At 71.3% G+C, this 11,641-nt stretch carries 11 protein-coding genes; 3 read left to right on the top strand and 8 right to left on the bottom strand.

The features are described 5' to 3' along the window. Positions 1-3: 3 nt before the first annotated feature. From ACIPSJ_RS29040 to ACIPSJ_RS29030, 3 genes are read right to left on the bottom strand one after another with little or no spacing between them, the layout of a single operon-like run. Positions 4-1,602, bottom strand: coding sequence for an acyl-CoA carboxylase subunit beta (locus ACIPSJ_RS29040; protein WP_401350498.1), 1,599 nt, complete (start codon positions 1,600-1,602; stop codon positions 4-6). Next, positions 1,599-3,293, bottom strand: a complete 1,695-nt coding sequence (locus ACIPSJ_RS29035) for an acyclic terpene utilization AtuA family protein (RefSeq protein ID WP_401350496.1) — start codon at positions 3,291-3,293, stop codon at positions 1,599-1,601. Before ACIPSJ_RS29035 ends, ACIPSJ_RS29040 begins: the two co-directional genes overlap by 4 nt. Then, positions 3,290-4,084, bottom strand: coding sequence for a TIGR03084 family metal-binding protein (locus tag ACIPSJ_RS29030; RefSeq protein WP_359207266.1), 795 nt, complete (start codon positions 4,082-4,084; stop codon positions 3,290-3,292). The genes ACIPSJ_RS29035 and ACIPSJ_RS29030 overlap by 4 nt, the downstream gene beginning before the upstream one ends. A 282-nt stretch (positions 4,085-4,366) precedes the next feature. On the opposite strand from ACIPSJ_RS29030, the gene ACIPSJ_RS29025 reads away from it, so the two are divergent. Next, entirely contained in the window at positions 4,367-5,329 is a 963-nt protein-coding gene (locus tag ACIPSJ_RS29025; protein ID WP_401350958.1) for a permease, read from the top strand. Beyond that, complete coding sequence (locus tag ACIPSJ_RS29020; protein WP_401350494.1) at positions 5,326-6,147, top strand: TIGR03943 family putative permease subunit; 822 nt, start codon at positions 5,326-5,328, stop codon at positions 6,145-6,147. The genes ACIPSJ_RS29025 and ACIPSJ_RS29020 overlap by 4 nt, the downstream gene beginning before the upstream one ends. Here the strand turns inward: ACIPSJ_RS29020 and ACIPSJ_RS29015 are convergent. The 3 genes from ACIPSJ_RS29015 to ACIPSJ_RS29005 form a co-directional block, all read right to left on the bottom strand. Continuing rightward, positions 6,117-7,151 (bottom strand): EamA family transporter, encoded by a 1,035-nt coding sequence (locus ACIPSJ_RS29015; RefSeq protein ID WP_401350491.1) that lies wholly within the window; start codon positions 7,149-7,151, stop codon positions 6,117-6,119. The two genes, ACIPSJ_RS29020 and ACIPSJ_RS29015, sit on opposite strands and share 31 nt — an antisense overlap. 127 nt (positions 7,152-7,278) lie before the next feature. After that, on the bottom strand, positions 7,279-7,515 hold the full coding sequence (locus tag ACIPSJ_RS29010) for a hypothetical protein (protein WP_401350488.1): 237 nt from the start codon (positions 7,513-7,515) through the stop codon (positions 7,279-7,281). A 99-nt stretch (positions 7,516-7,614) separates the two neighbouring features. After that, on the bottom strand, positions 7,615-8,502 hold the full coding sequence (locus ACIPSJ_RS29005) for a hypothetical protein (protein ID WP_359207277.1): 888 nt from the start codon (positions 8,500-8,502) through the stop codon (positions 7,615-7,617). Positions 8,503-8,823: 321 nt separating this feature from the next. Here ACIPSJ_RS29005 and ACIPSJ_RS29000 point away from each other — a divergent pair, with 321 nt between their 5' ends. Further along, entirely contained in the window at positions 8,824-9,108 is a 285-nt protein-coding gene (locus ACIPSJ_RS29000) for a hypothetical protein (protein WP_401350486.1), read from the top strand. Positions 9,109-9,124: 16 nt separating this feature from the next. Here ACIPSJ_RS29000 and ACIPSJ_RS28995 read toward each other — a convergent pair whose 3' ends face one another. Together ACIPSJ_RS28995 and ACIPSJ_RS28990 are read right to left on the bottom strand one after the other, a co-directional pair. Beyond that, the gene (locus ACIPSJ_RS28995) at positions 9,125-11,239 is read right to left on the bottom strand and encodes an ABC transporter ATP-binding protein (RefSeq protein WP_401350484.1); all 2,115 of its coding nucleotides are present in this window, start codon (positions 11,237-11,239) and stop codon (positions 9,125-9,127) included. 93 nt (positions 11,240-11,332) lie between these two features. Beyond that, positions 11,333-11,458, bottom strand: coding sequence for a hypothetical protein (locus ACIPSJ_RS28990; RefSeq protein WP_359207286.1), 126 nt, complete (start codon positions 11,456-11,458; stop codon positions 11,333-11,335). Positions 11,459-11,641 lie beyond the last annotated feature (183 nt).

Here is an 11,641-nt window from a genome sequence, read left to right as displayed (position 1 = left end):
CCCTCACATCCGGAAGACGCCGAAGCCGCCCCGCGCGCCCTCGTAGGGGGCGGTGTGGAGGGCCGACAGGGCAAGGCCGAGGACGGTGCGGGTGTCGCGCGGGTCGATGACGCCGTCGTCGTACAGCCGCCCGGACAGGAACATCGGCAGCGACTCGGACTCGATCTGCTGCTCGACCATGGCGCGCAGGGCCGCGTCGGCGTCGTCGTCGTAGGGCTGGCCCTTGGCGGCGGCGGACTGGCGGGCGACGATCGAGAGGACGCCGGCGAGCTGCTGCGGGCCCATGACGGCCGACTTGGCGCTGGGCCAGGCGAACAGGAAGCGGGGGTCGTAGGCGCGGCCGCACATGCCGTAGTGGCCGGCGCCGTAGGAGGCGCCCATGAGGACGGAGATGTGCGGGACGCGGCTGTTGCTGACCGCGTTGATCATCATCGCGCCGTGCTTGATGATGCCGCCCTGTTCGTACTCCTTGCCGACCATGTAGCCGGTGGTGTTGTGGAGGAAGAGGAGGGGGATGTCGCGCTGGTTGGCGAGCTGGATGAACTGGGCGGCCTTCTGGGACTCGGCGGAGAAGAGGACGCCTTGCGCGTTCGCCAGGATGCCGACCGGGTAGCCGTGCAGCGAGGCCCAGCCGGTGGCGAGGCTGCTGCCGTACAGGGGCTTGAACTCGTCGAAGTCGGAGGCGTCGACGAGCCGGGCGATCACCTCGCGCGGGTCGAAGGGGATCTTGAGGTCGCCGGGGACGATGCCCAGGAGTTCCTCCGGGTCGTACTTGGGCGGTTCGGCCGGGGCCGGGTCCGCGTACGCCTTGCGGTGGTTGAGGCGGGCGACCACCCGGCGGGCCTGGCGCAGCGCGTCCGGTTCGTCGAGGGCGAAGTAGTCGGCGAGGCCCGACACGCGCGCGTGCATCTCGGCGCCGCCCAGTGACTCGTCGTCGCTCTCCTCGCCGGTGGCCATCTTCACCAGGGGCGGTCCGCCGAGGAAGACCTTGGCGCGTTCCTTGACCATGATCACGTGGTCGGACATACCGGGGATGTAGGCGCCGCCGGCCGTGGAATTGCCGAAGACGACGGCGATGGTGGGGATTCCGGCGGCCGAGAGGCGGGTCAGGTCGCGGAAGATGGCGCCGCCCGGGATGAAGATCTCCTTCTGGGAGGGCAGGTCGGCGCCGCCGGACTCGACCAGGCTGATGCAGGGCAGCCGGTTGGCGAGGGCGATGTCGTTGGCGCGCAGTGCCTTCTTCAGCGACCAGGGGTTGCTGGCGCCGCCGCGCACGGTCGGGTCGTTGGCGGTGATCAGGCACTCGACGCCCTCGACGGTCCCGATGCCGGTGACGAGCGAGGCGCCGACGGCGTATTCGCTGCCCCAGGCGGCCAGCGGGGACAGCTCCAGGAAGGGGGTGTCGGGGTCGAGGAGGAGTTCGATGCGCTCGCGGGCCAGGAGCTTGCCGCGCGCCCGGTGCCGTGTCACATATTTCTCGCCGCCGCCCGCGAGGGCCTTGGCGTGCTCGGCCTCCAGCTCGGTGAGCTTGGCGAGCATGGCGTCGCGGTTCGCCCGGTAGTCGGGGGTGCGGGTGTCGAGCGTGGTCTCGATGACCGTCACAGCAGGGCCTCCGGGATGTCCAGGTGGCGGGAGCGGAGCCATTCGCCGAGGGCCTTGGCCTGGGGGTCGAAGCGGTGCTGGGCGGCCACCCCCTGGCCGAGGATGCCTTCGACGGTGAAGTTGAGGGCGCGCAGGCCGGGGAGGAAGTGGCGGGTGACGGTCAGCTCCCGGCTCTCCGGGAGGAGGGCGCGGAAGGTGTCGACGGTCAGGGTGTGCGCCAGCCAGCGCCAGGCCTCGTCCGAGCGCACCCAGACGCCGACGTTGGCGTTCCCGCCCTTGTCACCGCTGCGGGCCCCGGCGACGAGCCCCAGGGGCGCCCGCCGGGTGGGACCCGCGGGAAGCGGCTCGGGCAGGGGTGGTGCGGGCAGGTCCTGGAGTACGAGGGTGTCCTGGGCCGGCGGCACAGGGATCCGTCGCCCGTCATGGAGGACGGCCATATGGGGCACCTCCTCCTGGGGGACGTACACATCCTCGAAGACCCCATAGGGCGCGCCCTTTCCCGGTGGGGCGAGCACATGGAAGCCGGGGTAGCTGGCGAGTGCCAGTTCCACGGCGGCTCCGCTGAGCGCCCGGCCGACGGCCTCCTGGTCGCGGTCCCGTACGACGAGCCGGAGCAGCGCGCTGGCCGTCTCCTCGGTGTCGGCGTCGGGGCGGTCGGTGCGGACGAGGTCCCAGCGGATCTCCGACGGCGCCTGCTCGGCGTGCGCGAGCGCGTCGCCCATCTGTTCCTGTACGAGGGCCGCCTTCGCCTCGATGTCGAGGCCGGTGAGGACGAAGACGACCTCGTTGCGGAAGCCGCCGAGCCGGTTGCGGCCGACCTTGAGGGTCGGGGGCGGGGCCTCGCCCCGTACGCCCTCGATCCGCACCCGGTCGGGGCCGTCCTGGCTCAGCCGCACGGTGTCGAGGCGGGCGGTGACGTCGGGTCCGGCGTAGCGGGCGCCGCCGGTCTCGTAGAGGAGCTGGGCGGTCACCGTGCCGACGTCGACGAGGCCGCCGGTGCCGGGGTGCTTGGTGAGGACGCAGCTGCCGTCCTCGTGGAGTTCGGCGAGCGGGAAGCCGGGGCGGCCGAGGTCCCGGCCGGCGGCCCGCGCGGCGGCGAAGAACGCGTAGTTGCCGCCGGTGGCCTGGGTGCCGCACTCCAGGACGTGGCCCGCGACGACGGCGCCCGCGAGCCGGTCGTACTCCCCCGGCCGCCAGCCGAAGTGGGCGGCGGCGGGGCCGGTGACCAGGGCCGCGTCGGTGACCCGGCCGGTGACCACGATGTCGGCGCCGGCCCGCAGGCACTCGGCGATCCCGAAACCGCCGAGGTAGGCGTGGGCGGCGAGGCTGCCCATGTGGGCGGCGGTGAGGTCGTCGCCCTCCACATGGGCGACGCGCACCGGGATGCCGAGCCGGTCGGCCAGCTTCCGTACGGCGTCGGCTAGTCCGGCCGGGTTGAGCCCGCCGGCGTTGGTGACGATCCGCACGCCCCGCTCGTGGGCGAGGCCCAGGCAGTCCTCCAGCTGGCGCAGGAAGGTGCGGGCGTATCCGGCGCCGGGGTCCTTGAGGCGGTCGCGGCCCAGGATGAGCATGGTCAGCTCGGCGAGGTAGTCGCCGGTGAGGACGTCGAGTTCGCCTCCGGTGAGCATCTCGCGCAGCGCGTCGAAGCGGTCGCCGTAGAAGCCGGAGGCGTTGCCTATGCGCAGGGTCACAGGGCGCCGCCCTTCGGGGTGCGGCCGGGTCCCGGCGGGCCCGCGAAGGCCTGGGCGATGTCCAGCCAGCGGTCGGCGTCCGGGCCGGCGGCTTCGAGGGCGAGGTCGGCGCGGTGGGCGCGCTGGGTGACCAGCAGGCAGAAGTCCAGGGCGGGGCCGGTGACCCGGTCGTCGGCGTCCTCGGGACCGTACGTCCACAGCACGCCGGACGGGGCGGTCAGTTCGACGCGGAACTCCTCGAACGGCACGGGCAGTCCGTGCACGCCGAAGGCGAAGTCGCGGGTGCGGACGCCGAGGCGGGCGATGTGCCGGAGCCGGTCGGTGGGGGTGCGGGTCACCCCCAGCGCGTCCGCGATGTCCAGGCCGTGCGCCCAGGTCTCCATCAACCGGGCGGTGGCCATGGAGGCGACCGACATAGGGGGGCCGTACCAGGGGAAACGCGCCCGCGCGGGCGCCGCGCGCAGCGCCTCGGCCAGGGCTTCGCGCCCGGCCCGCCAGTCCGCCAGCAGCCGGGCGGGGGGCTTTGCGGCCCCGTCCTCCGCCCCGTTGTCCACGAAGTCCCCGGGCGCGGTCAGCGCCTTCTCGACCTCGCGGGCGAAGGCGTCCTGGTCGGTGACGGCGAGCAGCGAGGAGTGGTCGGTCCAGGCGAGGTGGGCGATCTGGTGAGCGACGGTCCAGCGGGGCGCGGGGGTGTCGAGAGCCCACTGTTCGGCTCCCAACTCGGCCACCAGCCGGTCGAGTTCCGCGCTCTCCTCACGCAGGTCGTCGATGACGGGCGTCGGATCGGACATGGGGAGGAGCATGGCAGCGGCACCAGAAACAATCAAGCACGCTTGCATGAATTTGCCGTACGCAGCCCGAAGCAGGGGATTCCCCTGGGGCTGCCCGGCGCCCCACAGGTGTGCCCATGCCCTATGTTCGATGCGAACATCCGGCGATGGAGTGATGTGTGAGGCGTGCGGGACGTGCGGAGGGCAGATGAACTCGCCGTGGGGGCGGAGGCGACGCTCGTCGTAGACCCCGCGTCGGCCGGTCACCCGGCGGCCGGTCACCCGGGGGCCGAGGACGCGCCGGTGCGTGAACTCCCCCGTTTCTGGCCGCTGCTCCTCGTGGCCGCCGCCGTCGTCCCCGGTACCGCGCTCTTCCTGCTCGGCCAGGGCGTGAGCAAGGCCGCGCTGCAGGCCTGGCAGACGGTGTGTCTCGCCGTGATCGTGCAGGCGACGCCGTTCCTGCTGCTGGGTACGGCGCTGTCGGGGGCGATCAACGCGTTCGTGCCGGAGCGGGTGTTCACCCGGATGCTGCCCAGACGGCCCGCGCTGGCGGTGCCGGTCGCGGGGATGGCCGGGGTGGTGCTGCCGGGGTGCGAGTGCGCGTCGGTGCCGGTGGCGAACAGCCTGATCGGGCGCGGGGTCACCCCGGCCGCCGCGTTCGCGTTCCTGCTCTCCGCGCCCGCCATCAACCCGGTCGTGCTGACCGCCACCGCCATCGCCTTCCCCGGCACGCCCCTGATGGTGCTGGCCCGGCTGCTCGCCTCGCTGGTCACCGCCGCCGTGATGGGCTGGCTGTGGCTCTGGCTGGGCCGGGAGGAGTGGCTGCGGCCGGCGGCGCGGCACACCGGGCACCAGCCGGGACGGCACCGCTGGACGGAGTTCCGGCACGCCTTCCAGCACGACTTCCTCCAGGCGGGCGGGTTCCTGGTGGTCGGCGCCATGGCCGCGGCCACCTTCAATGTGGCGGTACCGCGTTCGGTGCTGGACACCTTCGCCGGTTCGCCCTGGCTGTCGGTGCTGTTCCTGGCCGCGCTGGCGATCATCCTGGCGGTGTGTTCGGAGGCGGACGCGTTCGTGGCGTCCTCGCTGACCGGTTTCTCGCCCACCGCCCGGCTGGCGTTCATGGTGGTCGGACCCATGGTCGACCTCAAGCTGATCGCGTTGCAGGCGGGCACGTTCGGCCGGGCCTTCGCGGCCCGCTTCTCGGCCGCCACCACGGTCGTCGCGGTCCTGTGCAGTGTGCTGGTCGGAGGGGTGCTGCTGTGAGACGTCCGCTCCAGGTGACCCTGCTGGTCCTCTGCGGCCTGGGTCTGCTGCACGCCTCGCTCTTCACCGACCTGTGCCTGCGCTACGTCAAGCCCGGGATGCGCCCGCTGCTGGTCGTGTCCGGGCTGGTGCTGCTGGTGCTGGGCATCGCGGAGGCGGCGACACGGGAGGGGAGAAAGGGGCACGGGAGGCATGGGGGCCAGGCACATGGGGGCCAGGCACATGGGGGCCACGCACACGGTTCCGGACCACACCCTGAGGCCGGGCAGCACCATGGGCCGGACGCACATGCCGGCCATGACCACTCCGCCGTCCCCCGCGTCGCCTGGCTACTGCTGCTCCCGGCGCTGAGCCTGCTCTTCTACGCCCCGCCGGCGCTCGGCGCGTACACCGCCTCCCGGCAGCCCGCCAAGGTGGTGGCGGAGCAGGACGACTTCGATCCGCTGCCGAAGACCTCGCCGCTGCCCATCACGCTCACGGACTTCACCACCCGGGTGCAGCAGGACCGCACGCTCGCCATCAAGGGGCGCACGGTGCAGATGAGCGGTCTGGTCACGCCGGTCGCCGGGGGCGGGAGCTGGGACCTGACGCGGATCATCATCTCCTGCTGCGCGGCCGACGCGCAGTCCGTGAAGGTCCGGATCTACAGCGACAGCATCCCGCCCGCCAACACCTGGGTGTCCGTCACCGGGAACTGGCATCCGGGCGGGAAGCTGGGCACGAAGTCCGCGCCGGTCGCGCTGGACGCCCGGACCACGAAGAAGATCCAGCGGCCGTCCAACGGCTATCAGGACGCGCTGCCGTTCCCCTCCGGCTGAGAGCTCGTCACCGGCTCCGGCCGCACCCCGGCCACCTGCTCCGGCTGGGCGCCGATCACCGGTACCGGCTCCGCCCGCGGGCCGGTCGCCGGGCGCCGGCCGCGGCCCACCTGGGAGCGGACCGCGCCGATGCTCGCCGCGATGACGAGGGCGATGGCGGCCGCCTCGGTGGCGGTCAGTGCCTGGTCGAGGATGAGGAAGCCGGCGGTGGCGGCGATGGCCGGTTCCAGGCTCATCAGGACGGCGAAGGTGTGGGCGGGCAGCCGCCGCAGGGCGAGCAGTTCGAGGGTGTAGGGCAGGACGGAGGAGAGGACCGCGACCGAGGAGCCGAGGGCGAGGGTGGTCGGGTTCAGCAGCTTGGTGCCGGCCTCGGCGATGCCCAGCGGGAGGAAGAGCAGTGCCGCGACCGCCATGGCCAGTGCGAGACCGTCGGCCTGCGGGAAGCGCCGGCCCGTACGGGCGCTGAAGATGATGTAGGTGGCCCACATGGCGCCGGCCCCCAGGGCGAGGACGACACCTATGGGGTCGAGGTCGCCGAATCCCCCGCCGCCGAGGAGGAAGACGCCGGCCAGCGCCAGTCCTGCCCAGAGCAGGTTGATGAGGCGCCGGGAGGCCACCACGGAGAGGGCCAGCGGGCCGAGGACCTCCAGGGTGACGGCGGTGCCCAGCGGGATGCGGTCGACGGCCTCGTAGAAGAGACCGTTCATCGCGCCCATGGTGATGCCGAAGACGATCACCGTGCCCCAGTCGGTGCGGGAGTGGCCGCGCAGCCGGGGCCGGCAGACGACGAGCAGGACCACGGCGGCGGCGAACAGCCGCAGGGTCACCACGCCGAGGGCGCCCGCCCTGGGCATCAGGGTCACCGCGAGGGCGGCACCGAACTGCACGGAGATCCCGCCGGCCAGCACCAGGCCGACGGGACCGAACGAGCCGAGCCGTCCCGGGACACCGGGGTCGGCGGGCGTGGACGTCGACGTCGGCTGTGAGGTGCTGGGGGCGGTCACGGGCGGTCCAGGAGGGTAGCTGTTCATTACGATGGACTTCTTAGTCCAGGGTAATGGACTTCGACAGGCGCGTGAACCCCTTATGGAACTGTCCTGGATGGTGAGATGTGCGGCCCGCCGACCACCGTCAGGTGGTGACCTCCTCGCCGTTCGCGTTCCAGGCCCGGGTGAACCCCGGTACGTCCGAGGAGGAGAACACGGTCACCGCGCCCGGCACGTACTCGACATGGCCGGCGACCTGGTCATCGGGCGCGGGCGGGAACAGGACGTCGAGGTGGTCTCCCGAGGAGAGTTCGTACTCCATGCCCGAAGGCTCGAACCGCACGGTGAGCGGCCCCTCGTAGGCGCTGATTCGGATACGCATCGGCTACCGGTTCCCCACTGGACGACACATTCGGCCCCGCCCCGGGCGCGGGGCGGGGCCGAACGGCAGTGAAACGAATCTTCAGGTGGTGGCCGGAAGCTACTTCACGTCGACGTAGTCGCCGGTCGCCGTCGAGGCACCGGTGGTGGCGTTGGTCGCGAACGAGTAGCGGTAGTACCCGTCGGCCGTGGCCTTGACCGTGGTCTTGAGGGCGCCGCCGGTGCCGGCGGTGATGGTCTTGAGGGTGGTGTAGGTGGTGCTGCTCTTCTTGCGGTACTGCAGCTGCACCTTCTGCGACGCGTAGCCGGAGTACTTGCCGGTGTTCCAGTCGGCGCGCGTCAGCTTGCCGGTGACGGTGATGGTCTTGCCCTTCTTCACCGGCTCGGGGGTGGCGTCGACGGTCAGCTTGGAGGCCTTCTTGATCTTGCCGGTGCCGATGTTGTCGTCGAAGCTGGCGTTCGCGGAGAGGTCGTAGCCGCCGATGGCGAGCTTCCAGGTGCCGGCGGCGCCGTTGCCCGGCATGTCGGCGGCCGCGTCGATGTTGAAGACGGCCTTGCAGCTGTAGACGCCGGTCTGGGTGGTCGACTCGGTGCAGACCGGGTCGTCGTCGGTGCCCAGGGCGCCGGTGATGGTGTCCGTGCTGGAGGGGTCGGTGCCCTGCCAGAGGAAGGCCTCCGTGACCGCGACACCACTGGAGCTGGTGGCGGTGTAGGTCGCGGTGACGGACTTCTTCGTGGTGGTGCCGAGGACGATGTCCTTGCCGCCGTTGACGACGCCCTTGGAGAAGGCGATGCTCCCGATTCCGGTCTTCGGCCGGACGGTCTGCGCGGAGTTCGCGGCGTGCGCGGCGGACGCGGTGTGCGCGGAGAAGGAGCTGAGCCGCGCCTTCGCGCTCGGGGTCGACGCCGCCTGGGCGGCCACCGGGACAGCGAGCGCGGACAGTGCGACCGCACCGGACAGAACGGTGGCCGCGACGCGTATACGCATGTGAATCCCCCCTGGGATCGCGAGGGGCCCGGCGGGTCGCCCCCGGCCGAGCCCATTGGCGTACGCAGCCTACGAAGAGGATGGAGGATTCCTGAAGATCCCTTGTGCAATAGGTGTGTAACAAGGCTCATGTGACGGGCACTCACCGGACTCGCTGTCCGTCCGGGCGCCGGATGCCCCGGACCGTCCTGCGTGTACGCCCTTGACGAGAACCGCTCTTCCCGAAATCCGTTCGCGCCCCGGGAGTCTTCGAGCGGAGACTGGTGGGGCGATCACAGTGGACAGGAAGAGTGGCCGGCGCTGACGTACAACCGTGACACGTTGCCCTTCCCCGAGAACCGTGTACCCCCCGTCACCTACCGGGGCATGCAGGGCTGGGACGAACTCGACCCGGGCCGGAACCCGTTCGCCTGGGACGAGGACGAGGAGGCCCGCCTCCGCTCGCTGGTCCGCGAGTGGGTGCCGCCTGTGCTCTCCGGTATGGCGGGCTGGTGGCAGGGGGAACGCTGGTGTGAACGCCAGGTCGACGCGATCATCCGGGAGCGGTACGGCAGCTGGGTCACCGGGCCGAGTTCGGTGACGACCCCTGACGAAACCGCCTCTTGAGCCGTCCGGGGGCGGTTCAGATGCCGGGCCAGGGCTCCTCGTCGCGGAACAGGGGGCGGCCGTCGGGGAGTGTGGTGGGCACGTCGGCCCCGTAGGCGGGCTGTATGTGGGGCTCGTACATGGGTTGGGGCCATAGCCCTGCGGCCGCGTACACGTTGTAGTCGTACATGTTCCCGTACGGCTGCTGGTAGGCGTACCCGTCGCCCTGGGGTGCCCCCACTCCCACGCCCACGGCCTCTGCCGCGGGTGCCGGTGCCGGGCCGCCCTGTTGCACGAACAGCGGCAGGCGCAGTTCGCCGGTGTCCATGATCGCGTTGTTCTGGGAGCGGTGGAGGCGGGAGTAGGCGCCGCCGCGGGCGAGGAGTTCGTCGTGGCGGCCGGTCTCGACGATACGGCCGCCGTCGACGACGAGGATGCGGTCGGCGTCGGGGGCGAGGTTGAGGTCGTGGGTGATCATGATGGTCGTCCGGCCGGTCATCAGGCGGCGCAGTGGTTTGACGACCCGGCGTGCGGCCATGGCGTCCAGGCCGGTGGTCGGTTCGTCGAGGACGAGGACGGGGGCGTCGCGCAGGATCGCGCGGGCGATGGCCAGGCGCTGGAGCTGACCGCCGGACAGCCGGGCCGAGTTGGGGTCGACCCTGGTGTCGTAGCCGTCGGGGAGCTTCATGATGAAGTCGTGCGCGTCGGCGGCCTTCGCGGCGTCCTCGATGGCCTGGTCGCTGGCGCCGGGGCGGCCGCAGGCGATGTTGGCGCGGACGGTGTCGTGCAGGACGAGCGTCTCCTGGGGCAGCAGGGTGATGTACTCGCGCAGGCGGGCCAGCGGGAAGTCGCGGAGGGGGACGCCGTCGAGGAGGACCTCGCCGCTGTCGGGGTCGTAGAAGCGCAGCAGCATCTTGGAGACGGTGGACTTGCCGGCGCCGCTGGGCCCGGTGATGATCACGAGTTCGCCGGGGCTGACGGCGAAGGAGAGGCCCTCCAGGGCGGTCTTGTCGGCGCCGGGGTAGCGGAAGCCGACCTCGCGGACCTCGATGGCGCCGTCGGGGCGGCCGGAGTCGGTGCCGCGGCGGGGGTCGGTGACCGAGGGACGCACGTCGAGGATCTCGATCAGCCGTTCCGCGCCGGCCGTGGCGGCGGTGATGGTGAGGCCGAGCTGGGCGAGGCCGCGCACCGGCGGGTAGAGGTAGCCGAGGAAGGCGGAGAAGGCGAGGAGCTGGCCGAGGGTCATGCGGCCGGTGGAGATCTCCCAGGCGCCGATGCCGATCACCGCGAGGACGCAGACGGTCTCGATGACCGCGACGAGCTGTTCGTAGGCCTCGTTCAGGCGGGTGGAGCGGACGGAGGCGCGGAACCAGGCGCCGGCCTCCTCGTTCAGCCGGCGGCGTTCGGCGTCGCGGCGGTCGTACGCCTGGGTGAGCACGATGTTGCCGAGGGACTCCTCGACGACGGAGGTGATCGCGCCGTCGGCGACCCGGCCTGCCCGGGACACGTCCTTGATGGAGCCGGAGAAGCGGCGGGCGGCCAGCCAGAACAGGGGGGCGAGGACGAAGGTGGCGGCGGCCAGGTCCCAGCGCAGCCAGAAGGCGGCGGCCGCGTAGAAGACCGCGCTGAACAGGGCGGACGCGGCCCCGACGAGTCCGGAGACGACCATGGTCTCGATGGCGTCGACATCGCTGGTCAGGCGGGAGAGCAGGTCGCCCTGGCGGTGGCGCTGGAAGAAGTGCGGGGGCAGCTGCTGGACGTGGTCGAAGACGTGTTCGCGCAGCCGCATGACGAAGCGTTCGGTGGCCCAGGCGGCGAGGGAGTTGCCGGCGTACGTGACGATCGCGCCGACGATCGCGATCGCCAGCCATTTCCCGGCCGGGCTCCAGAAGGCGCTCAGCGAGCCCTTCTGCAGGGCGTGGTCGGTGAGGTCGCTGAAGAGCAGGATGGCCTCGGTCTCGGCGAGCGCGGCGATCACCGTGCACACCCAGACGATCATCAGCCACTTGCGCAGGCCCGCGGTCAGCGGCCAGAAGCGGCGGAACGCGACACGGGCGGGGATGGTGGGCGTGTACTCGTCGTCCTCGTCCTCGTATTCCGAGTCGTCGACTTCGTACTCGTATTCTGCGCCCTCACTCTCCTTTACGCGCATTTCACACCACCTCCACCGTCCGACGCGGAATTACTTGAATTGCAGGAGTGAAAAAGGACCGACGGCGAACCGTCGGTCCTTTTTACAGCTGACTCAGTTGTCCTGGCCGGGGATCGGCTTCGGAGCCGGCTTCGGCGCGCGCTTCTTGGGCTTCGGCGGCGGCGGGGGCAGCTGCTTCTTGGGCTTGGGGGGCAGCGGGGCGAGCTTCTTGAGGCTCATTCCGACTCCTTGAGAGTTCGAAGTGCAAGTGGTGCGGGATGGTACGAGAATTCTCTTGGGCAACGTACGGGGATTTCGGATCGTCATCCTCGGCAATCCCCGCCGCCCGACACCGATGAACTTACACGGCCCGAATCCCAAGGGACGGCAAAGTCGGCTTGTGAACGGCAAACAGGTGCTGTG

This window comes from Streptomyces sp. NPDC090088 (assembly GCF_044747345.1).
In the GTDB taxonomy this organism is placed as follows: domain Bacteria; phylum Actinomycetota; class Actinomycetes; order Streptomycetales; family Streptomycetaceae; genus Streptomyces.
The sequence above is the reverse complement of the archived record's forward strand: the minus strand, read 5'-3'. Positions and strand labels throughout refer to the sequence as shown.

What these genes read in the sequence shown, in the direction of transcription:
- ACIPSJ_RS29030 (WP_359207266.1), bottom strand. Translation starts at nt 4,084, where the DNA reads ATGTCCGATCCGACGCCCGTCATCGACGACCTGCGTGAGGAGAGCGCG.
- ACIPSJ_RS29005 (WP_359207277.1), bottom strand. Translation starts at nt 8,502, where the DNA reads ATGCGTATACGCGTCGCGGCCACCGTTCTGTCCGGTGCGGTCGCACTG.
- ACIPSJ_RS29010 (WP_401350488.1), bottom strand. Translation starts at nt 7,515, where the DNA reads ATGCGTATCCGAATCAGCGCCTACGAGGGGCCGCTCACCGTGCGGTTC.
- ACIPSJ_RS28995 (WP_401350484.1), bottom strand. Translation starts at nt 11,239, where the DNA reads ATGCGCGTAAAGGAGAGTGAGGGCGCAGAATACGAGTACGAAGTCGAC.
- ACIPSJ_RS28990 (WP_359207286.1), bottom strand. Translation starts at nt 11,458, where the DNA reads ATGAGCCTCAAGAAGCTCGCCCCGCTGCCCCCCAAGCCCAAGAAGCAG.